This is a genomic window from Streptomyces sp. NPDC018019 (genome assembly GCF_044327805.1).
Taxonomy (GTDB): Bacteria; Actinomycetota; Actinomycetes; order Streptomycetales; family Streptomycetaceae; genus Streptomyces.
This window is the reverse complement of the sequence record NZ_JBIRGD010000007.1, coordinates 80,938-101,468: the sequence shown is the minus strand read 5'-3', so window position 1 is coordinate 101,468 and position 20,531 is coordinate 80,938. Positions and strand designations below refer to the sequence as shown.

The following is a 20,531-nucleotide window of genomic DNA, read 5'->3' as shown; positions in this document are numbered from 1 at the left end:
GACGGCGGCGCTCACCCCGCCTCTTCCCGGAGGTAGCTTTCGTAGGCCTTCGCGTCCAGCAGGCCGTCGAGTTCGGCGGGCCGGGTGAGGCGGAGCACGACCAGCCAGCCCCCGTCGTACGGCTCGTCGTTGATCTGTTCCGGCTCGTCGTTGACGGTGTCGTTGACCGCGAGGACCGTACCGGTCAGCGGTACGTAGACCTCGGTGACGGCCTTGACCGACTCCAGCGAGCCGAACGCGTCACCGGCGTCGAACCGCTCGCCCTGTTTGGGCAGTTCGGCGTAGACGATGTCACCGAGCCGGCGCTGCGCGTGGTCGGTGATGCCGACGGTGGCCTGATCGCCTCTGACCCGGACCCACTCGTGGTCCTTGGTGTACGAAAGCTCCGCGGGGATGTTCGCCATGCCGCGGACGCTGCCACCGCGCCCCGGCGGAGGGAAGGCTTCCGGCGGCGGGAAGCCCCCCGGCGGACGGGGCGCGGGGCACGGGGCGCGAGGGCGTGCACGGCGGCCCCGTCACATCCGCCAGTGCACGCCCCCGTCACGTCCGCAGGTACGACGCCCCGTTGAGGTCCAGCACCGCGCCCGAGCTCCACTGCGCCTCGGGGGAGGCCAGCCACCGTACGGCCGCCGCGACCTCCTCCGGCGCCGCCACCCGTCCGAACGGGCTCTGGGCGCGGATCGCCGCCCCCTCGGTGCCGGTCAGGCGGTGGGCCACCCGGTCGGTGTCGATGAAGCCGGGGGCGACGGAGGCCACCGCGATGCCGTGCGGGGCGAGGGCGACGGCGAGCGACTGGCCGAGGGCGTGCACGGCGGCCTTGGTGGCGCCGTAGGCTGGGTGGTCGGGTTCGCCGCGGAAGGCGCCGCGGGAGCCGATGTTGACGATCCGGCCGCCGGTCCCCTGCCCGATCATCGCCTGGGCCGCGCCGTGGCTGAGATGGGCCGTACCGAGCAGGTTGACCGCGACGTGCTGCTGCCAGGCGGCGGTCCACTCCTCGTAGGGGGTGGTCGCGGGCGGGTGCGGGGTGTTGACGGCGGCGTTGTTCACCAGGACGTCGATGCCGCCGAGCGCCGCGACGGCCGCGCCGGTCAGGGCGGCGGCACCGGCCGGGTCGGCCAGGTCCGCGCCGAGCAGCACATGGCCGCTGCCGGGCAGCGCCGCGAGGGTCTCCTCGGCGTCCGCGCGCCGGGAACCGTAGTGCACCGCGACCCGGTCGCCGTTCTCGGCGAAGGCGTGCGCCACGGCCCGGCCGAGGCCGCGCGAGGCGCCGCTGACCAGGACCCGCCGGCCGGTGGCGGGGAACTCCGGGAAGACCGCGGCGCCGGGCGTGGTGGGTGCGGGGTCAGTCATGGTGGGCGTCCTCGGGCCGGCGCGGCAGGGCGAGGACCATCAGCAGCACGCTCGCCAGCAGGATGACCGTACCGACCTGGAAGGCGAGGCCGTAGCCGTCGGCCATCGCGGACGGGCCGCCGTGGCCCGCCGCGATCCGGGTGGCCGCGACCGTGGACAGGACCGACAGGCCGAGCGCACCGCCCATCTGCCGCGAGGTGTTGATCAGTCCGGAGACCAGGCCCTGGTCGGAGGGGGCGGCGCCGGAGGTGGCGATCGAGGCGATCGGGGTGGCGGTCAGGCCCGCGCCGAAGGCCATCAGGATGCCGGGGCCGAGCAGCGTGCCGAGATACGTGCCGTCGGCGCCCATCTGCCCCTGCCAGCACATCCCCGCCGCGGAGACCAGCGAACCGGCGACGGCCAGGCTCTTGGCGCCCACCCGGTTCATCAGGCGCGGCGCGATCTTCGAGCCGAGCACGATGCTCAGCGAGTGCGGGATGAAGGAGAGCCCGGCTTCCAGGGGCGTGTAGCCGAGGACGTTCTGCACGTACAGGGAGAGGAAGTACCACATGGAGAACATCGCGGCGCCGGCCAGCACCATCGCGCTGTTCGCCGCGTACACCGAGCGCAGCCGGAAGAGCGTGAGCGGCATCAGCGGCGCCTTCGTGCGGGCCTCGACGGCCACGAAGGCGAGGAGGGCGAGCAGGCCCGCGGCCAGCGGCAGCAGCGCGCTCGCCGAGGTCCAGCCGTCCGACTCGGTCTGCACGATGCCGTACGCGACCAGTGCGAGGCCGACCGTCACCAGGAGCGCGCCGGGGACGTCCAGGCGCCGTCCCTCCCCGCGCCGGCTCTCGGTGAGCCAGAGCACCGCGCCGGCCAGCACCAGCGCACCGATCGGCACGTTGATCAGCAGCACCCAGCGCCAGGACAGGTACTCGGTGAGCACGCCGCCGACCAGGCCGCCGACGGCGCCGCCGCCCGCGCCGACCGCGGTCCAGGTGGCGATGGCGCGGGTGCGCGCCGGGCCCGCCGGGAACGCGGTGGTCAGGATGGTGAGGGTGGCCGGGGACAGGATGGCCGCGCCGACGCCCTGCACCGTACGGGCCGCGATCAGCTGCCAGGACTCCTGCGCCAGGCCGCCCGCCAGGCTGGCGACGGTGAAGAGGGCGAGCCCCACGACGAATATCCGCTTACGCCCGAATATGTCGGCCACCCGGCCGCCGAGCAGCATGAATCCGGCGAAGGTGATCACATAGGCGTTGACCACCCATTGCAGTCCCAGCTCGCTGAGCCCGAGGCCGGTGCGCATGCTCGGCAGCGCGACGTTGACGACCGAGACGTCGAGGACGACGAGGAACTGTCCGGCGCAGACCAGCAGGGTCACCAGCCAGACGGGCGGCGGTGTGCGGCGGGCGTTTTCGGGCAGCGTGGCGGGGGTGGCTGTCGGGGGCATGGTCTCCATAGTTGCACCTGCCACGCGCCGGCGGCATCGGATTATCGGCCCGGAAGGCGCCCGTCGCAGGTCCTGGGCCGAAGGTCCCACGACGGCGGGCTTCCGGCCCCGGGGGCCGGAAGCCCGGACGCCGGGCCCGCTCACCCCTTCCGCAGCAGCGTCACCACCGCCGCCCCGCCCAGCCCGATGTTGTGCGCCAGCCCGACCCGCGCGCCCGGGACCTGGCGTGCGCCCGCCGTGCCGCGCAGGTGCCACACCAGCTCGGCGGCCTGGGCCAGGCCGGTGGCGCCGAGCGGGTGCCCCTTGGAGATCAGCCCGCCGGAGGGGTTGACCACCCACCGGCCGCCGTGGGTCGTGGCCCCGTCCTCGGCCAGCTTGCCCGACTCCCCCTCCGCGCACATGCCCAGCGCCTCGTATGTCAGCAGTTCGTTGACCGAGAAGCAGTCGTGCAGCTCGATCACGTCCACGTCCTCGATGCCGAGGCCGCTCGCCTCGTACGCCTGCCGGGCCGCCGCCCGGGACATCGGCCGGCCGACGACGTCGATGCAGGACCCGGAGGCGAAGCTGGCCGCGGTGTCCGTCGTCATGGCCTGTGCGGCGATCTCCACCGCCCGGTCCTGGAGCCCGTGTTCACGGACGAAGCGCGCGGAGGCGACGACGGCGGCGGCAGCGCCGTCGGAGGTCGGTGAGCACTGGAGCTTGGTCAGCGGCCGGTGGACGGTCCTGGCGGCGAGGATCTCCTCGACCGTGTAGACGTCCTGGAACTGGGCGTTCGGGTTGTCCGCCGAGTGCCGGTGGTTCTTCGCGCCGACCGCGGCGAGCTGCCGTTCCGTGGTGCCGTACCGGTCCATGTGCTCGCGCGCGGCGTTGCCGAAGATCTGCGCGGTGGGCGGCGTCATCTCGAAGCCGTGCGCGGCGGCCATCACGCCGTAGTGGCGGGCCACGGGCGAGGCCGCGAAGTCACCGCCGTCCGCGCCGCTGCCCAGTGCGCCGCGTTTCATCTTCTCGAAGCCGAGGGCCAGTACGCAGTCGTTGATGCCGGAGGCGACGAACTGCCGGGCCATCATCAGGGCGGTGGCGCCGGTCGCGCAGTTGTTGTTGACGTTGTAGACGGGGATGCCGGTCAGGCCCAGCTCGTAGACGGCGCGCTGTCCGGCCGTGGAAGCCTGGTGGCAGTAGCCGACCGGCACCTGCTCCACCGCGCTGTACGGGACCCCGGCGTCGGCGAGCGCCTTGCCGCCCGCCTCCCCCGCCATGTCCCAGTACTGCCAGTCCCGCGTCTCCGGCTTCTCGAACTTCGTCATGCCGACGCCGATGATGTACGCCTTGCCGACCATGTCCGTCCTCCTCGTTCCGGGCGGTGCCCGGGATCAGATGAGCGGGATCAGACGCCCGGGACCAGGCGCCGGGATCAGATGAGCGGGCGCGGCTCCGGGTCCCTGGGCAGACCGAGCAGCCGTTCCGCGACGACGTTGAGCCGTACCTGCGTCGTACCGCCCGCGATCGTCAGGCAGCGCGACTCCAGGAAGCCGTGCAGGGCGCGTTCCGCGTCCCCCTCCCCCGTCGCGCCCTGCGGCCCGAGGAGTTCGAGCGTCAGCTCGGCCACCTTCTGCTGGTGCGCGGTCTGCACCAGCTTGCGGAGGTCCGCCCCGGCGCCGGGCTCCCGCCCCGACACCTGCTGGAGGGTGGTGCGCAGCCGGATGCACGCCAGCGCGTGCGCCTCGGCGGCCAGCGCGCCCACCCGCTCGCGCACCGCGCCGTCCAGCCCGGCCGACCGCTCGATCAGCGCTTCCAGCTCCGGGTCGAAGGCGGTCTGGTCGACCAGGTGCACCCGCGCGTTGCGGAGCGTGTGCCGGGCCACCCGCCAGCCGTCGCCCACCTCGCCCACCACCGCGTCCTCCGGCAGCAGTACGTCGTCGAAGTACACCTCACCGAAGAGCGAGTCGCCGGTGATGTCCCGCAGCGCCCGCACCTCGACGCCGGGTGCCGACATGTCGACAAGGAAGAAGGTCAGGCCCCGGTGTCCGGGCGCGTCCGGGTCCGTACGGGCGAGCAGGACGCCGTGGTCCGCCGACCGGGCCGCCGAGATCCACACCTTCTGGCCGTTGACGCGCCAGCCATCGGCCACCCGCTCGGCCCGGGTGCGCAGCGCGGCCAGGTCGGACCCGGCCTCCGGCTCGGAGAACAGCTGGCACCACAGCCGTTCGCCGCGGAGCGCCGGCGGCAGGTGACGTTCCTTCTGTTCCGGCGTTCCGTAGGCGATCAGGGGCGGCACCGCACAGGCGGCGATCCCCAGGTCGCCGATCCGGACGCCCGCGTCGCGCAGCTCCTGCTGGACGGCCAGCTGCTGTACGGGACCGGCATCCAGGCCGTACGGGGCGGGCAGGTGCGGTGCCGCGTACCCGGTGGGCGCCAGCTCGCGCCGGACGGCCGCGGGGCCCAGGCCGCGCACCTTCGCGATCACCTCGCGGGCCTGTTCCCGGTACCGGGACGCCTCCCGCGACCGCTCCGCGGGCAGGTCCGTGCGCAGCTCGCGCCGGGCCCCCTCGGCGAGGTGACGGGCCGCCCGCAGCCGGTGTTCGCCGCCGCTGCCCAGCAGCTGGCGGGCCACGGTCGCCCGCCGCAGGTACAGGTGCGCGTCGTGCTCCCAGGTGAAGCCGGTGCCGCCGAGGACCTGGATGCAGTCCTTGGCGCAGCTGTGGGCGGCATCCAGGGCGGTGGCGGCGGCCAGCGCGGCGACCAGGCCGCGGGTCGCCGGGGCCTCGTCCATCGCCCGCGTCGCGTCCCAGGCCAGGGCGCGGGCCTGCTCGACCCGTACGAACATGTCCGCACAGAGGTGCTTGACGGCCTGGAACCGGCCCACCGGCTGTCCGAACTGCTCCCGCACGCCGGCGTGTCCGGCCGCGGTGTGCAGCGCCCACGCCGCGGTGCCGCACGCCTCCGCGGCGAACAGCGTCGCGGCCAGGTCCCGTACGAGGGCGGTGTCGATCTCCAGCACCCGGCCGGCCGGGACCGGCACGCCCTCGGCCGTCACCCGCGCGACCGGCCGCGTCGGGTCGGCACCGGCCTGCACCTGTACGGACAGCGCCTCGGCGTCCACCGCGAGCCAGACGGTCCCGGCCGCGTCCTCGGCCGGCTGCGCGGCCAGGACGACCAGGTCGGCTTCGCCGCCGCCGAGGACGGGCGGCGCCGTTCCGTCCAGTACGTGACCGCCGTCCGTCCGGACCGCGCGGAGGGAGCCTGCATCCAAGGCGACAGCTCCGATGCGGTGCCCCGCGGCCAGGGCGCGCGCCAGGTCCGGGGCGCCGCCGCGCCGCAGCAGTTCGGACGCGAGCACGCTGGGCAGGTACGGGCCGGGCAGCGCGGCGCGGCCGGTCTCCTCCAACACGACGGCGAGGTCCGTGAGTTCGCCGCCCCCACCGCCGCACTGCGCCGGCAGGTGCGGTCCGAGCAGCCCCATGGCGGCGAGCCCGTCCCAGTACGCGGGACGGCCGCGGTGGCCGGGCCCGGCGTCGAGCAGCTTGCGCACCTCCTCCGGCGGTACGGCCCGGGCCACCCAGCCCCGTACCGCTCCGGCCAGCTCGCTCTGCTCCGGCGTGCTGCCGATGCCCGTGCCTGCTCCCGTACCCGTATGCGTGCCCTTGCCCATGGCGGGCAGACTAGAACACGTTCCAAACTGACGGTAGGTCAGGTGGGGCCGTCCTCCGGGCCGGACGGGGCAGGGCGGGCCGGAGACCGGCCCGGCGGAATGCGTACAGGCCGGGCGGAATGCCTACAGCCCGGCCGGAATCCGCACGAGCAAGCCGGAATCCGTACCGGCCGGAAGGAACCCGCACGGGGCGGAAAGCATCCGTACGCGCCGGACGGAACCGTAAACCGCCCCCGCCCGAATCCGTAAGCCGCCCCCGCCCCGGGCCGTAATCCGCCCTCGCCCCCGGCTCTAATCCGGCCTCGCCCCGGACCGTAAACCGCCTCCGCCCCGGAACCGGAATTGACGGCGCATTCCCCGCCGCTCATCACCGTACGGCGCCACCCGCCGTCCCCCGCAATACCGGCACGTACGATCCGTCGTTATGAGTCGCCGCCGCACCGCCCGGCGACCGTACGACTAGGAGGAATCCCCATGGCCGCCGCGAACGCCCCCAAGCCGGAGATACTCGCCGCATTCGAGGCGGCAAAGGGCTTCATGCCCCTCGACGAGGGACTGGCCCTTTACGAGGCCGCCGGAGAAGCGGCGGCGCTGGGGCTGCCGCTCCTGGAGGTCGGCACGTACTGCGGCCGTTCCACGATCCTGCTCGCCGACGCCGCGCGGGCCGCGGGCGTGCCGGCCGTCACCGTCGACCACCACCGCGGCAGCGAGGAACAGCAGCCCGGCTGGGAGTACCACGACCCGGCCGTGGTCGACCCGGCGGTCGGTCTGATGGACACCCTGCCCACCTTCCGCCGCACCCTGCACGCGGCGGGCCTGGAGGACCACGTCATCGCGCTGGTGGGCCGCTCACCGCAGGTCGCCGCGCTCTGGAACACGCCCGTCGGGCTGGTCTTCATCGACGGCGGGCACACCGACGAGCACGCCACCGCCGACTACGAGGGCTGGGCGCCGCACGTCGCGCCCGGCGGACTGCTCGTCATCCACGACGTCTTCGCCGACCCGGCGGACGGCGGACAGGCCCCGTACCGCGTCTACCGCCGCGCCCTGGATTCCGGTGCCTTCACCGAAATGTCGGCACACGGATCCCTGCACGTGCTGCGTCGCACCGGGGAAGGGCACTGATCGCACCACTACGATCGCGATGTGTCGAACGGCAGTACATTCCCCCCGCGCCGCCGCTTCGGCGGCGCCCTCGTCGTCCTGGCCGCGCTGCTGGCCGCCTGCGCGGCGGGCTGGCTGATCTGGCGGTCCACGAGCGGCCACGGCGGCGACAGACCGCCGAAGGCCCTGCCCGCGTCGAGCCCGGCGTCCCCCGGCGGCGCGCCCGGCCAGGACGGCGCGGGCGGCGGCAAGGGCGGCGGCGACCGGGGCGGCAAGGACGGCAAGGGAGACCAGGCCGGGGCGGGCGACCGGGCCGGGAGCCGCCTCAAGGGCAAGGTCGTCCTCCTCGACCCCGGACACAACCCCCGCAACCGCGACCACACCCGCGAGATCGCGCGCCAGGTGGACGTCGGCAACGCGCGCAAGGAGTGCGACACCACCGGCACCTCCACCAACGACGGATACGCCGAGGCGTCCTTCACCCTCGACGTGGCGCGGCGCGCCCGTACGCTCCTCCGGGCCGAGGGCGCGAAGGTGGTCTTCACCCAGGACGACGACCGTCCGTACGGCCCGTGCGTGGACGAGCGCGCCCGCGCCGGCAACGCGGCGAAGGCCGACGCGGCCGTGTCCGTGCACGCCGACGGCGCGGGCGCCGGCAACCGGGGCTTCCACGTGATCCTGCCCGCGCGCGTCACCGCGGGCGCGGCGGACACCACCGCCATCGTCGGCCCCTCGCGGCGGCTCGGCGAGCACCTGGCGGGCCGGTTCGTGGCGGTGACCGGGAGCGCCCCGGCCAATTACCTGGGCGACGGGACCGGGCTGGTCGTCCGGTCCGACCTGGGCGGCCTCAACCTCTCCGCCATTCCCAAGGTGTTCCTGGAGTGCGGCAATATGCGGGACGCGCAGGACGCCGCGCAATTGACCGATCCGCAATGGCGGGAAAAGGCCGCCCGCGGGATCGCCGAGGGCATTGCGGACTTCCTGACCGAGTAGCGGACGGCGTCGATACCGACTCGATACCTGACCGATACCGACAAGACGGCCCACAGGATCCGGCGGTAGGTTCCCCCTTACGATGGGGGGCCACCCCGTGCCTCGCCACGCGCCCACCAGCGCATACGGCCGCGACAGCGAAGACCAGACACCGGAACCGACAAAGGACCCTTACGTGAACATCCGCTCCCTCACTAGAGGCGACGGCGTGGTGATCGGAGCAGCGGTGTTGCTGTTCATCGCCTCGTTTCTCGACATCAGCTCGTACGACGGCTCCGACTGCACCGGCAGCTTCTGCCCGCCGGTCACCTCCACGAACGCCTGGGACGCGCTGCCCCTGCTGATGGGCCTGTACCTGGCCGGCGTCATCGCGGCCGCCCTGATCGTCGTGGCGCGGGCCCTGCCGCGGCCGCTGAAGGTCGCCGGTCTCGACCTCGGCCAGGCCGGCGTCGCGTGGACCGTGTTCGTCGCGTGGTTCGCCTTCTGGACGATCGTCAACAGCGGCAGCGCGGGCGCCGGTCTGATCCTCGGCCTGATCGCCGCGCTGGTGCTGGCCGCCGCGGCCGTGGCCACGCCGCTGGTCCCGGCCCTGAAGGCCGGACTGATCCCGGCCCCGAGCCCGCAGACGCCGTCCCCGTACGGCGCGGCACCGGGCCAGGGTTACGGCTACCCGGGCGCCCACCAGCAGCAGCCCGGCCACGGCGGGTACGGCTACCCGGGCGCCCCGCAGCCCGGCCAGGGCCAGCCGGGGCCGGGCCAGCCCGGTCCGCAGTCGTACGGCGGCCAGCAGCCCTCGCCGGCCGCCGCGCAGCAGCCGGCGCCCGCGGCGGACTTCGCGCCGTTCTGGTTCGCGGTGCCGGTCGCGCGCCCGCTGTACGGCGAGGACGGCGCGCCGACGCCGATCGCCGAGCTGGCGCCCGGCACGTGGTACCTGGCGGTGGACCAGCGCGGCCAGGCGCTGGTCGCGCAGACGCAGGACGGGCGCCGCGGCGTCCTCCAGGACACCACCGGCATCCAGCGCGGCTGACACCCGGCCGCCCCCGCGCGCACGGCCCCTCGTCCACCCGGGCGAGGGGCCGTCGCCGTACCCGGCCTTCCCCCGCCCGCCGCCGGCTCGTACCCTGCGCACCTGACGCCACGTCAGCACGCGCTGCGTGCGCCGCCGGACACGGACCGGAACGGAGGGCCTTCCCCATGCGACTCGGCCTGGCACTCGGCTACTGGGGGCGCGGCCCCGACCCCCGGCACCTCGAACTCGCCCAGGAGGCCGAGCGGCTGGGCTACGCCTCCGTGTGGACCGCGGAGGCATGGGGGTCGGACGCCTTCACCACGCTCACCTGGATCGCCGCCCACACCACCCGCATCCGGCTGGGCACCGCCGTCGCCCAGATGGCGGCCCGTACGCCCACCGCCACCGCGATGCAGGCCCTCACCCTCGACCACCTCTCCGGCGGCCGGATGCTGCTCGGGCTCGGCCTGTCCGGGCCGCAGGTCGTCGAGGGCTGGTACGGCCGCCCGTTCCCGGCGAGCCCGCTCACCGCCACCCGCGAGTACGTGGACATCGTCCGCCAGGTGCTGCGCCGCGAAGCCCCGGTGACGCTGGACGGCCGCTTCCACCCGCTCCCCTACCGCGGCCCCGACGGCACCGGCCTCGGCAAACCCCTCAAGCCCATCGCCCACCCCCTGCGCTCCAACCTCCCCGTCCTCCTCGGCGCCGAGGGCCCCAAGAACATCGCCCAGACCACCCGCATCGCCGACGGCTGGCTCCCGCTCTACTGGTCCCCGTACCGCACCGACGTCTACGAGGCGTCCCTCGCCGCCGCCCCCGAAGGCTTCCTGATCGCCCCGATGGCCCGCGCCCAGGTCTGCGACGACGTGGCCGAGGGCCTGCTCCCGGTTAAGGCCATGCTCGCCTTCTACATCGGCGGCATGGGCCACGCCACCCGCAACTTCCACGCCGGCCTGATGTCCCGCATGGGTCACGCCGACGCGGCCCAGCGCGTCCAGGACCTCTTCCTCCAGGGCCGCCGCGACGAGGCCGTACACGCCGTCCCCGACACCTTCGCCGACGACATCTCCCTCATCGGCCCCCGCCCCCGCCTCGCCGACCGCCTGAAAGCCTGGCGCCAGGGCCCGGTGACCGACCTCCTCGTCACCGCCCCGGACCCGCGAACCCTCCGGGTACTGGCGGAGCTGAACACCTGAGGCCCGCGCGGGCCCCAGGTGCCGCACCGGACGGCGGCAGGTCCGCTCAGAACTTCGCCGCCTCCAGCCACTCGTCCAGGAACGCCCGGTCGCCGGTGATCTCCACGTTCGGGGTGTCGGCCGGGAGGCGGCGGTAGTAGACGCGGAGGAGGTCGGTGGCGGGGCCCTGGAGGGTGACGGTGGCCTCTCGGCGGGTGTGGTGGTAGGCGGGGGCGGGGGCGGTGAGGTCGAGGAACCAGTCGGCGGGGGCGCCCGGTGGGGTGTCGGTGGCGTGCAGGCGGAGGGAGCGGCCGGCGCCGAGGAGGCGGACGGCCGGGTGGTCGGGGCGGAGGGTGGGGACCAGGCAGATCACCTGGGTCCACTCCTCGATGGCGTCGGCGGCCACCTCGGGGGCCACCTCGTAGGCGGCGCCCGTCGCGGACGCCGCGTCCGCCCGGTGGACCAGCGTCTCGTGGGTCATCCGCCGGGCCCAGAAGCCGGACGGCTGTCCCGGCGCCCAGGCCCAGACCGGGGTGTCGGGGCCCGCCTCGCGCAGCGCCCCGGCGACCAGCCGCGCGCCTTCGGCCAGCCAGGCGTCGAGGGCGGCCGGGTCGCCGTCCGCGGGCCCCTGGTGCTCCGGAACCGCGTCGAACGGCACCATCTCGGTGGCCCGGGTCCGTACCGTCTCGTGCACCCAGCGGTGCGCGCCGCCGACGTGGCGCAGGAGGGCTTCGAGTGTCCACTCCGGACAGGTCGGCACCGTCGTCTTCAGGTCGGCGCCGCGTACGGTCTGCCGCAACCGGTCGCTCTCGGCGAGGACTTCGGCGCAGTAGCGTTCGTGGTCGAGGGTGCCGCTCATGATCGTGGTCATGGGGGCACAGTAATGGGTGGGGCGGCCGGCCGGCGGCCGGGTGCGCGCGGTGAACGGGCCGCCGCGGACCGGGAGTTGTTTATGCCGGGCTTATGCGGCAACCCGCCCGTCATGCCCAGGAGACACCGCTACGGAAGCAGCCACGCGGCCACGGCCGTCGCCGTCATCGCCGACCTCACGGCCCTGATCCTCGGCCTGTGGATCGTGATGTACCTGCTCGACGCCAACCGCGCCAACGACCTGGTGCACTTCGTCCAGGGCGCGGCGCGGTGGCTGGCGGGCTGGTCCCACGACCTGTTCACCTTCGACACGGACTGGCTGCGGACGCTGCTGAACTACGGGCTGCCCGCGCTCGTGTACCTGGTGGTGGGGCACGCCCTGGCGGCCCGTATCCGGCGGATCGAGCGCTGAGCGGGGGCGGCTCCCGGGCGCCGCCCCCGCGTGTCCGTCAGCGGCAGCAGTCCGGGTCCAGCCCCGTCGGCAGGCGCTCGCCCCCGAAGACGGCCGTGGTCGCCTCGTCCCCGCCCAGCGCGGCCACCGCGAGCAGCATCGAGCCGGCCGTCCAGGACGTCTGCTCCTCGGGCCAGACCGCATCGTCGTCGAAGACGTAGCCGGTCCAGTACATGCCGTTCTCGGCGCGCAGGTGCTGGACCCACTTGAGGATCTGCACGGCGTGGTCCGACTCGCCCATCGCCCAGAGCGCCAGGGCCAGTTCGGCGCTCTCGCCGCCGGTCACCCACGGGTTGGGCAGGACGCAGCGCACGCCGAGGCCGGGCACCACGAAGTCCTCCCAGGCGGACTCGATGCGCTCCTTGGCGGCGGCGTCGCGCAGGGCACCACCCAGGACCGGGTAGTACCAGTCCATCGAGTAGCGGGACTTGTCGAGGAAGCGCTCGGGGTGGTGCCGGATGGCGTGGCCGAGCCGTCCGAGGGCCAGTTCCCAGTCGGGCTGCGGCTCCTCGCGCTGCTCGGCCAGCGCGAGGGCGCAGCGCAGCGCCTGGTAGATGGAGGAGGAGCCGGTCAGCAGCGCCTCGGTGACGGGGGTGCCGTCGTCCTCGCGCTTCCAGCCGATCTCGCCACCGGGCTGCTGGAGTTCCAGGACGAATTCCATGGCCGCGTAGACGGCGGGCCACATGCGGTCCACGAAGGTGTCGTCGCCGGTGGACAGGTAGTGGTGCCAGACGCCGACGGCGATGTACGCGCAGAAGTTGGTCTCCCGGCCCCGGTCGGTGGGAGCCGCGGCGTCCCCGTCGGCGTAGGCCGCGTACCAGGAGCCGTCCGGGTTCTGGTGCCGCGCGAGCCAGTCGTACGCGGCCTCGGCGCGCTCGTGCTCGCCGGCCGCGTCCAGGGCCATGGCGGCCTCGGTGTGGTCCCACGGGTCGAGGTGGTGGCCGCGGAACCAGGGGATCGCGCCGTCCGCGCGCTGCGTCGCCAGGATGCCGGAGACGGTGCGGGCCGCCTGTTCGGCCGTCAGGACTCCGGGCAGGACCAGGCGTTCCGTACGCCCCGGCGTCGTCACTTGGCGGCCCCGGCGGTGGCCGCGGAGTCGGCGGTGGCGTCGGCGGTCGCGGCGGCGTCCGCCGGCAGGTGCGGCTTGGTGGCGTACGCGACGAAGCTCTTGCCGATCACCGGGTTGAGCACCTGCTCGGCCAGCCGCGTGGCCAGCGGCTTCTTCATGATGTCCCAGACCAGCAGCTTGTGGTACGCCTTGACCGGCAGCGCCTGGTCGTTGTCGACGCCGAAGGCGCACTTGAGCCACCAGTACGGGCTGTGCAGCCCGTGCGCGTGGTGGGTGCCGTACGGCTTCAGGCCCGCCTCGCGCATCCTGCCGAGCAGTTCGTCGGCCTTGTAGATGCGGATGTGCCCGCCCTCGACCTCGTGGTACTCGTCGCTGAGCGCCCAGCAGAGCTTCTCCGGCCCGTAGCGCGGCACGGTCACCGCGATCCGCCCGCCGGGCCGCAGCACCCGCACCATCTCGGCGAGCACGCCCTTGTCGTCCGGGATGTGCTCCATGACCTCGGAGATGATGACGACGTCGAAGCTGGCGTCCGGGAAGGGCAGGGCCAGCGCGTCGCCCTCCATGGCGGTGGCGGTGGCGCCCGCGGGCGCCTCCCCGGCCTCCTTCATGGCGGCGAACCACTTGGCGACCTCGCGGATCTCCTCGGCGTTCCGGTCGAGCGCCACGACCTGCGCGCCGCGCCGGTAGCACTCGAAGGCGTGCCGGCCCGCGCCGCAGCCCAGGTCGAGGACGCGGTCGCCCGGGGCCAGCGGGAATCGGGAAAAGTCGACGGTCAGCAAGGGCTCTCTGCTTTCGTCCTGGGGGTCCGCGGGCAGCTAGGGCCGACGGCGGCGGGTCATGGCGGTGGTGGTCGGTGCCCGGCCGGGCCGCATCAGGCGCGGCCGGCGGGGGTCTGGGCGGTCGCGGTGCCGCGGCGGGCGCGTCCGGCGCGCCCGCGCGGGGTCTGCAGGGCGATGGCCTCCCGGTAGCGTTCGGCGGTGCCGATGGCGGCCTGGCGCCAGGTGAAGCGGGCCAGGACGCGTTCCCGTCCGGCGGCGCCGAGGCGGCGGCGCAGCGCGTCGTCGCCCAGCAGCCGGAGCAGCCCGGCGGCCAGCGCGCCCGCGTCGCCGGGCGGTACGGACAGGCAGGTCTCGCCGTCCGGCCCGGAGACCTCGGGGATGGCGCCGCCGGTGGTGGCCAGCAGCGGTGTACCGGTGGCCATGGCTTCGGCGGCGGGCAGCGAGAAGCCCTCGTAGAGGGAGGGCACACAGGCGACCTGGGCGCCGCGGACCAGATCGACGAGTTCGGCGTCGCTGATGCCCTTGACGAACTCCACCGCCGTACCGAGTCCGTGCCGCTCGATGGCGGCGGCCACCGGGCCGTCGTCGGCCCGCTTGCCGACGACCACCAGATGGGCCCGCGGGTTCTCGGTACGCACCTTGGCCAGCGCCTCGACCAGGTGGATCAGGCCCTTGAGGGGCACGTCCGCGCTGGAGGTGGTGACGATGCGGCCGGGGATCTCGGGGACCGACGGGTCGGGCGAGAAGAGGTCGGTGTCGGCGCCGATGTGCACGACGTGGATCCGGCCGTCCCGTACGCCGAGGTGGTCCACGATCTCCTGGCGGGAGGAGCCGGAGACGGTCAGCACCGACGGCAGGCGGCGGGCGACCCGCTTCTGCATCCGGGTGAAGCCGTACCAGCGGCGCACCGAGGCGCGGCGCTGCCAGCCGGTGGCAGCGTCGAGGTCGAGTTGCCGGTCGACGGTGATGGGGTGGTGGATGGTGGTGACCAGCGGCGCGCCGAGGTCGCCCAGCAGGCCGTAGCCGAGGGTCTGGTTGTCGTGCACCACGTCGAAGTCGCCGCGCCGGGCGGCGAGGTGGCGGCGGGCGCGCAGCGAGAAGGTGAGCGGCTCGGGGAAGCCGCCGGTCCACATCGTGCCGACCTCCAGGGCGTCGATCCAGTCCCGGTACTCGCCGCGCTTCGGCGTGCGGAACGGGTCGGGCTGCCGGTAGAGGTCGAGGCTGGGCAGCTCGGTGAGGGTGACTCCCTCGTCGAGGACCGGGTAGGGCTGGGCGCCGATCACCTCGACGGTGTGGCCGAGGCGGGCCAGTTCGCGCGAGAGGTGGCGGACGTAGACGCCCTGGCCGCCGCAGAACGGGTTGCCCTTGTACGTCAGCAGGGCGATGCGCAGGGGGCGGTCGCCGCCCGGGCCCGTGGAGGCGGCGGGGGCCTCGGCGGGGTGCGGCGCGGCTGCCTGGACGGCCTCGGCGGACACTCTCGGCCCCCTTCTCGCTGGACTTTCGCCGGAGCGTAACCGCTGGCGCTAATCTAGAACAAGTTTCAGTACGGTTCGGCCGTGGCCGGCCCGCGACGGGCCGGCGGCACCCGCGGGCCACGGCGGCCGACGGGCTACTGATCAGTTCAAGGAGCTTCGAATCTACCGGCCGGGAACCGGTCGAAAAGAGCCGCACCAGGTGATTCGCGCCACCACCCGCGCCCCTGCCATGCTGTGCCGATCGCAGGACCGGTACGCGCCGCACCGCGGACGGACCGTCACGGAATGGGACATATGACTACGGACTCCACAGCGGCCGGAGCGGCGCTTCCCGCCGGTCCGCCCCTGACCGCGCGTCAGGAGGCCCGTCGCCGCCGCATCCTGCACGCCAGCGCGCAGCTGGCCGGCCGCGGCGGGTTCGACGCCGTACAGATGCGCGAGGTCGCCGAGGCGTCCGATGTCGCGCTCGGCACCCTCTACCGGTACTTCCCGTCCAAGGTGCACCTGCTCGTGGCGACCATGCAGGACCAGTTGCAGCACCTGCACGAGACCCTGCGCAAGCGCCCGCCGACGGAGCGGGAGCCGGGCGCGCGGGTGGCGCAGACGCTGATGCGGGCCTTCCGGGCGCTCCAGCGCGAACCGCACCTGGCGGACGCGATGGTGCGCGCACTGACGTTCGCCGACCGGTCGGTGAGCCCGGAGGTGGACACCGTCTCCCGGCTGACCACGGCGATCATCCTGGACGCGATGGGACTGGACGGCGCGCCGACGCCCGAGCAGCTCTCCGCCGTCCGGGTCATCGAGCACACCTGGCACTCGGCGCTGATCACCTGGCTGTCCGGACGCGCCTCGATCGCCCAGGTGAAGATCGACATCGAGACGGTGTGCCGGCTCATCGATCTCACCACCCCGCGCGGCGCGACGGCTACGAACGGGTAACCCCTAAGGCGGCGCATTCGGGGCGCGCACAACCCCAATGCGCGCCCCCTCGCATCCGCTTGGCCAGTTCTCCGGGTCCATGACAGGGGCATTGCCGGTATGAATTCCGGGTACTCGCAACGGTGCCGGTACACGGGGGTCTGGAGGGGGACTGCAGTGATCCGGGTGCTACTCGTCCATGACATATGTCTGTTCCGATGGGCGTTGACGGAAGTGCTCGACCGGGAGAACGACATCGAGGTCGCCGCCGCCACCACCAAGGACGCGGTGGAACGCATGCGGGCCCTGCGGCCCGACGTCTGCGTCGTGGACGCGGAGAGCCCCGAGCCGAGCGGGCCGGGCATCTTACGCAGAATGTCGAGGCTCGCGAAGGCGAAAGGCCCGGGGAAATCCCCGGCCCTTCTGGTCCTGGGGACGGCGCGCCGGCCCGGACCGCTGCGCCGGGCCTTCGAGGCGGACGCCTTGGGCTATGTCGACAAGGAGGCCTCGCCGGTGCAGCTGACCACCGGCATACGGCAGGTCGCGGCGGGAAAACGATTCGTCGACGGATCGCTGGGGTTCGGCTTCCTCCAGGCCGCGGACATTCCGCTCACCCGCCGGGAACTGAGCGTACTGTCACTGGCCGCCGAGGGCTCCTCGGTCTCCGAGATCGCCGGTGTCCTGCATCTGTCGACCGGGACCGTACGCAACTACATGTCCGCCATCACCCGCAAGACGGGGGCCCGCAACCGCGTCGACGCCATCCGCATCTCGCGCGGGGAGGGCTGGCTGTAGCGGCGGGGCGGTCCGGGGCGCGGCGCCATCCGGCTCCTCGTGCGCCCAGCCCCCGGTGAGTTCGCGGTACAGCGCCGACCGCCGCAGCAGTTCGCCGTGCCGGCCCGTCCGGGCGTGCGTGCCGTCCATCACCAGCACCCGGTCCGCCCGCAGCGCGGAGCTGATGCGGTGCGCGACGACGATCAGCGTGCCGCCGGGCCGGGCCGCGAAGGCACGTTCGGCACGGGCCTCGGCCGCCGGGTCGAGGTGGCAGGTCGCCTCGTCCAGGACGATCAGCGGCGCGGGCGCGAGGTAGGCGCGGACCAGGGCGATCAGCTGGCGCTCGCCCGCGGACAGCTCCGCGGGGGCGAGCGTGCCGTCCGGGCCGCCCAGCCGGGCCAGCAGCGCGCCCGCGCCGACCGCCTCCGCGGCGGCCAGCAGGTCCGCGTCCCCGTCGGCGCGCGGGTCGCCGGGACACAGGTAGCGCACGTTGTCCCGTACGGTGCCGGAGAAGACGTACGCCTCCTGCGGCACCAGTACCCGGTCCGCGGCGGCGGGCCGGCGGATCTCGCCGCCGCCGGGCTCCAGCAGGCCCGCGATCAGCCCGGCCAGGGTGGACTTGCCGATGCCGCTCGGGCCGACGACGGCCAGGTGCCCGCCGGCCGGCACGGTCAGGTCGAGGCCGCGCACGACCGGGTCGGCGTGCGGGCCGTACGCGAAGGTCACGCCGCTGAGTTCGACGGCGGTCCCCTTGCGGGGCGGACGGTGCGGCCCGGCGCCGTCCGGTCCGGTCACCGGCTCGGCGGTGAGGCGGCGCAGCACCACACCGAGCCGGGTGCCGGCCGTGCCCAGTCCGTGCATCAGGTTCTGAAGCGCGGGCAGCAGCGACTGTGTGAGGTACGCGAGGGCGCCCACCAGCGCGCCGGGTGTCACGCCCCGGCCGAGCAGCCAGGGCGCGCCGAGCAGCAGCAGGACGATCGGCAGCCGGCCGCTGATGCCGAGGGCGAGCACCCGGCACACGCTCCACCGGGCCAGGGCGCACGACGCCCGCAACTCGGCATCGAACCGCTCGTCCGCCGTCTGTGCCACGGTCCGCTCCGCACCGGCCGCGGTGATGTCGCGCAGCCCGCCGACCGCCGCGGCCGTCTCCTCGGCGATGGCCTCGTCCGCCACCAGGAACGTCTCCTGACGGCGGGCCATCGGCCGCAGCGCCCAGCCGAACAGCGCCAGCCCGAGCAGCAGCGGCGGCAGCACCAGCAGCAGGAGCACGGGCGCGAGCGAGCAGAGGCCGGCCAGCGCCCCGGCGGTCACGAAGACGAACGAGCGGGAGACCAGCACCAGTCCGGCGAAGGTGTCGCGGGCGATCTCCACCTGGTGGGTGAGCCGGGAGACCGCGGCGCCGTCGGGGGCGTACAGGGCGCGCCGGACGACCTTGCGCACCAGGGTGTCGCGCAGCGGTTCCACCAGGTCGGCCACGGCCCGGTAGACCCGCGCGGTCCCGTACGCGCCGGCGCCGACGCACACCGCGGCGGCGGCCAGCCAGGCGACGCCGACCGCCGGGGCGCCGTCCAGGAACCCGTCGTCGAGGGCGCGGGCGAGCGCGAACCCGAACAGGAAGGTCTGCGCGGACTCGACCAGGGACCAGCCCGCGAGCCGGCCCAGGACCCGGCGCCGCCGCTTGAGGAAGCGCGGCCCGGACCGCCGCAGCGGTTCGCCGGGAACGGTCCCGCGCCGCTCGGCCGGAACGGCTTCAGGCATGCGCGGCCTCCTTCGGGGCCGTGGCGAACAGGGCCCGGTACTCGGGCAGCTGCCACAGCTCGGCGTGCGGCGCAAGGGCGCGAATGCGCCCGTCGTCGAGCCAGGCCACCAGGTCGGCGCGGGCGGCGGTGGCGGCGCGGTGCGCGACGACGATGCGGGTGGCGGCCCGCACGTCGCGCAGCAGGGCGCGGGTGACGTGCAGTTCGGTGACGGTGTCCAGGCTGGACGTGGCGTCGTCCAGGATGAGCAGCCGCTCGGCGTGCGCGAAGGCCCGGGCCAGGCCCAGGCGCTGGGCCTCGCCACCGGACAGCGGCGCGTCCGCGCACCGGGTCGCGTAGCCGTCGGGCAGGCGGTGGATGAAGGGGGCGGCGCAGGCGGCCCGGGCGGCGGACTCCAGCTCCGGCTGCCCGGGCTCGTACGAGCCCAGCGCGAGCGTGTCGCGGAGCGTCGCGCCGAGGACCGCGGGGCGCTCGAAGGCGTAGCCGACCGCGCGGCGCAGCGCGTCGTGCGACAGGTCGGGCAGCGGTACGTCGTCCAGGACGACGCTGCCGGAGTCCGGGTCGGCCAGCCGGCCGGCGACCGCGGCCAGGACGGACTTGCCGGTGCCGGAGCGGCCGACGACGGCGACCGAGGTGCCGCCGGGCACGGTCAGGTCCAGGCCGCGCAGCACGGTGCGGTCGCCGCGCCGCACGGTGACGCCGTGCAGCTTCAGCGTGCCGTTCCCCGCCCCCGGCCGGCGCCTCCCGTAGGGCATCGCCGGGACCTCCAGGGCCTCCGTGACCCGCCGGGCGGCGGCGCGGGCGTGCACGAGGGTGTTCAGCTGTCCGACGATCTGGCCGATCCCGGTGGCCAGCGCCGCGTACCGGGACGCGGCGAGCAGCCCGCCGACGCTCACCTCGCCCTGCGCCAGCCGGACGCCGGCCACGCACAGCACGGCGATCTGGAGCAGCGGTACGAGCATGGCGGCCTGGGCCGTGGACCGCCCCAGGACGTGCCACATGCGGTGGCCGTGGCGGCCGAGCCCGGGCAGCGGGGCGAGGATGCGCGCGGCCTCCCGGCGCCGGGTGCCGGCGGCGGCGATGGTACGGGCGCCGCCGACCGCTTCGACCAGCCGCTTCGCCAGTTCGCCCTGGTGTTCCTGGTAGCGCACGACGCAGTCGCCGGTGGCCCGCGCGAAGGTCCGCAGCAGCAGGGCCAGCAAGGGCATGCCCAGGACGAAGACGGCGGCGGTCCACAGGTCCACGTACGCGAGGGCGACCAGCGCGCCGACCGGGGTGACGACGGCGGCGAGCGAGGCCGCCAGGGCGGTGGGCGCGGTACCGGCGTGGGCGGCGTTGCCGACGACTCGGGTGACCAGGTCGCCGGTGCCGTACCGCTCGGTGGCGCGCGGCCCGGCGGCGAGCAGATGGCGGGTCAGGCGCCGCCGTACCCACGCGGTGCCGCGGGCGTCGGTGGTGCCGGTGAGCAACCCGTCGAGGGCGTCCAGCAGGACGATCAGGCAGGTCAGGACCGCGCACAGCAGCAGCCACCGGCCGGCCGGGCGGTGTTCGAGCAGCAGGTCGAGGGTGTGGCCGAGGGCGCCGGGAAGGGCCAGGCCGAGGCCGGCCGAGGCGACGGTGAGCAGCAGGAGCGTGGTGGCGCGCAGGGCGCTGTGGCGCAGGGCGCCGGCCAGCAGCCGGTCGGCGGGGGTGACGGTCACAGGCTCTCCCACGGGGTGTGCGTGCG

17 protein-coding genes and 1 pseudogene are annotated in these 20,531 nt (G+C 74.5%); 7 read left to right on the top strand and 11 right to left on the bottom strand.

Translation table 11 applies throughout. The annotated features are described in order from the left end of the window. Positions 1-11: 11 nt before the first annotated feature. The 5 genes from gcvH to ACH4FX_RS14280 all read right to left on the bottom strand — a co-directional run bounded on the left by gcvH (position 12) and on the right by ACH4FX_RS14280 (position 6,431). A complete protein-coding gene (gcvH, locus tag ACH4FX_RS14300) occupies positions 12-404 on the bottom strand; it encodes a glycine cleavage system protein GcvH (RefSeq protein WP_398478603.1) in 393 nt (130 codons plus the stop codon). Positions 405-540: 136 nt separating this feature from the next. Beyond that, entirely contained in the window at positions 541-1,350 is an 810-nt protein-coding gene (locus tag ACH4FX_RS14295) for an SDR family NAD(P)-dependent oxidoreductase (RefSeq protein WP_398478601.1), read from the bottom strand. Continuing rightward, the gene (locus ACH4FX_RS14290; protein WP_398478599.1) at positions 1,343-2,791 is read right to left on the bottom strand and encodes an MFS transporter; all 1,449 of its coding nucleotides are present in this window, start codon (positions 2,789-2,791) and stop codon (positions 1,343-1,345) included. The genes ACH4FX_RS14295 and ACH4FX_RS14290 overlap by 8 nt, the downstream gene beginning before the upstream one ends. Positions 2,792-2,922: 131 nt before the next feature. Then, the gene (locus ACH4FX_RS14285; RefSeq protein ID WP_398478597.1) at positions 2,923-4,119 is read right to left on the bottom strand and encodes a lipid-transfer protein; all 1,197 of its coding nucleotides are present in this window, start codon (positions 4,117-4,119) and stop codon (positions 2,923-2,925) included. Between the two features lie 74 nt (positions 4,120-4,193). Then, positions 4,194-6,431, bottom strand: coding sequence for an acyl-CoA dehydrogenase (locus ACH4FX_RS14280; RefSeq protein WP_398478595.1), 2,238 nt, complete (start codon positions 6,429-6,431; stop codon positions 4,194-4,196). A gap of 474 nt (positions 6,432-6,905) precedes the next feature. Between ACH4FX_RS14280 and ACH4FX_RS14275 the strand changes: the two genes are divergently transcribed. The 4 genes from ACH4FX_RS14275 to ACH4FX_RS14260 all read left to right on the top strand — a co-directional run bounded on the left by ACH4FX_RS14275 (position 6,906) and on the right by ACH4FX_RS14260 (position 10,733). Next, complete coding sequence (locus ACH4FX_RS14275) at positions 6,906-7,556, top strand: class I SAM-dependent methyltransferase (RefSeq protein ID WP_398478593.1); 651 nt, start codon at positions 6,906-6,908, stop codon at positions 7,554-7,556. Positions 7,557-7,577: 21 nt separating this feature from the next. Then, positions 7,578-8,528 (top strand): N-acetylmuramoyl-L-alanine amidase, encoded by a 951-nt coding sequence (locus tag ACH4FX_RS14270; RefSeq protein WP_398478591.1) that lies wholly within the window; start codon positions 7,578-7,580, stop codon positions 8,526-8,528. A 175-nt stretch (positions 8,529-8,703) separates the two neighbouring features. Continuing rightward, complete coding sequence (locus ACH4FX_RS14265) at positions 8,704-9,555, top strand: DUF5336 domain-containing protein (RefSeq protein WP_398478589.1); 852 nt, start codon at positions 8,704-8,706, stop codon at positions 9,553-9,555. A 167-nt stretch (positions 9,556-9,722) separates the two neighbouring features. Then, the gene (locus ACH4FX_RS14260) at positions 9,723-10,733 is read left to right on the top strand and encodes an LLM class F420-dependent oxidoreductase (protein ID WP_398478587.1); all 1,011 of its coding nucleotides are present in this window, start codon (positions 9,723-9,725) and stop codon (positions 10,731-10,733) included. Positions 10,734-10,779: 46 nt separating this feature from the next. On the opposite strand, the gene ACH4FX_RS14255 is transcribed toward ACH4FX_RS14260, so the two are convergent. Further along, positions 10,780-11,583 carry a maleylpyruvate isomerase family mycothiol-dependent enzyme gene (locus ACH4FX_RS14255; RefSeq protein WP_398478585.1) on the bottom strand — a complete coding sequence of 268 codons (804 nt, stop codon included), beginning with the start codon at positions 11,581-11,583 and terminating at the stop codon, positions 10,780-10,782. Between the two features lie 111 nt (positions 11,584-11,694). Between ACH4FX_RS14255 and ACH4FX_RS14250 the strand changes: the two genes are divergently transcribed. Then, positions 11,695-11,994: a hypothetical protein gene (locus tag ACH4FX_RS14250; RefSeq protein ID WP_398478583.1), complete on the top strand. Its 300-nt coding sequence runs from the start codon at positions 11,695-11,697 to the stop codon at positions 11,992-11,994. A gap of 37 nt (positions 11,995-12,031) precedes the next feature. Here the strand turns inward: ACH4FX_RS14250 and ACH4FX_RS14245 are convergent, their stop codons facing one another. The 3 genes from ACH4FX_RS14245 to ACH4FX_RS14235 form a co-directional block, all read right to left on the bottom strand. Further along, a complete protein-coding gene (locus ACH4FX_RS14245; protein WP_398478581.1) occupies positions 12,032-13,102 on the bottom strand; it encodes a prenyltransferase/squalene oxidase repeat-containing protein in 1,071 nt (356 codons plus the stop codon). Further along, positions 13,099-13,881: a methyltransferase domain-containing protein gene (locus ACH4FX_RS14240; protein WP_398478579.1), complete on the bottom strand. Its 783-nt coding sequence runs from the start codon at positions 13,879-13,881 to the stop codon at positions 13,099-13,101. The genes ACH4FX_RS14245 and ACH4FX_RS14240 overlap by 4 nt, the downstream gene beginning before the upstream one ends. Positions 13,882-13,973: 92 nt before the next feature. Continuing rightward, entirely contained in the window at positions 13,974-15,356 is a 1,383-nt protein-coding gene (locus ACH4FX_RS14235; protein ID WP_398478577.1) for a glycosyltransferase family 4 protein, read from the bottom strand. Between the two features lie 294 nt (positions 15,357-15,650). Between ACH4FX_RS14235 and ACH4FX_RS14230 the strand changes: the two genes are divergently transcribed. Continuing rightward, positions 15,651-16,295: a TetR family transcriptional regulator gene (locus ACH4FX_RS14230; RefSeq protein ID WP_398478575.1), complete on the top strand. Its 645-nt coding sequence runs from the start codon at positions 15,651-15,653 to the stop codon at positions 16,293-16,295. Between the two features lie 99 nt (positions 16,296-16,394). Continuing rightward, positions 16,395-16,985 (top strand): annotated as a pseudogene (locus tag ACH4FX_RS14225) (response regulator); the annotation flags it as partial. Here the strand turns inward: ACH4FX_RS14225 and ACH4FX_RS14220 are convergent. Together ACH4FX_RS14220 and ACH4FX_RS14215 are read right to left on the bottom strand one after the other, a co-directional pair. Continuing rightward, complete coding sequence (locus ACH4FX_RS14220) at positions 16,911-18,806, bottom strand: ATP-binding cassette domain-containing protein (RefSeq protein WP_398478573.1); 1,896 nt, start codon at positions 18,804-18,806, stop codon at positions 16,911-16,913. The pseudogene ACH4FX_RS14225 and the gene ACH4FX_RS14220 overlap by 75 nt on opposite strands. Then, positions 18,799-20,517, bottom strand: a complete 1,719-nt coding sequence (locus ACH4FX_RS14215) for an ABC transporter ATP-binding protein (protein ID WP_398478571.1) — start codon at positions 20,515-20,517, stop codon at positions 18,799-18,801. Before ACH4FX_RS14215 ends, ACH4FX_RS14220 begins: the two co-directional genes overlap by 8 nt. Positions 20,518-20,531 lie beyond the last annotated feature (14 nt).

Excerpts from the sequence above, each read along its gene's own strand:
- ACH4FX_RS14230 (WP_398478575.1), top strand. The coding sequence starts at position 15,651 with ATGACTACGGACTCCACAGCGGCCGGAGCGGCGCTTCCCGCCGGTCCG.
- ACH4FX_RS14275 (WP_398478593.1), top strand. The coding sequence starts at position 6,906 with ATGGCCGCCGCGAACGCCCCCAAGCCGGAGATACTCGCCGCATTCGAG.
- ACH4FX_RS14280 (WP_398478595.1), bottom strand. The coding sequence starts at position 6,431 with ATGGGCAAGGGCACGCATACGGGTACGGGAGCAGGCACGGGCATCGGC.
- ACH4FX_RS14260 (WP_398478587.1), top strand. The coding sequence starts at position 9,723 with ATGCGACTCGGCCTGGCACTCGGCTACTGGGGGCGCGGCCCCGACCCC.
- ACH4FX_RS14295 (WP_398478601.1), bottom strand. The coding sequence starts at position 1,350 with ATGACTGACCCCGCACCCACCACGCCCGGCGCCGCGGTCTTCCCGGAG.
- ACH4FX_RS14250 (WP_398478583.1), top strand. The coding sequence starts at position 11,695 with ATGCCCAGGAGACACCGCTACGGAAGCAGCCACGCGGCCACGGCCGTC.
- ACH4FX_RS14290 (WP_398478599.1), bottom strand. The coding sequence starts at position 2,791 with ATGGAGACCATGCCCCCGACAGCCACCCCCGCCACGCTGCCCGAAAAC.
- gcvH (WP_398478603.1), bottom strand. The coding sequence starts at position 404 with ATGGCGAACATCCCCGCGGAGCTTTCGTACACCAAGGACCACGAGTGG.
- ACH4FX_RS14255 (WP_398478585.1), bottom strand. The coding sequence starts at position 11,583 with ATGACCACGATCATGAGCGGCACCCTCGACCACGAACGCTACTGCGCC.
- ACH4FX_RS14285 (WP_398478597.1), bottom strand. The coding sequence starts at position 4,119 with ATGGTCGGCAAGGCGTACATCATCGGCGTCGGCATGACGAAGTTCGAG.
- ACH4FX_RS14220 (WP_398478573.1), bottom strand. The coding sequence starts at position 18,806 with ATGCCTGAAGCCGTTCCGGCCGAGCGGCGCGGGACCGTTCCCGGCGAA.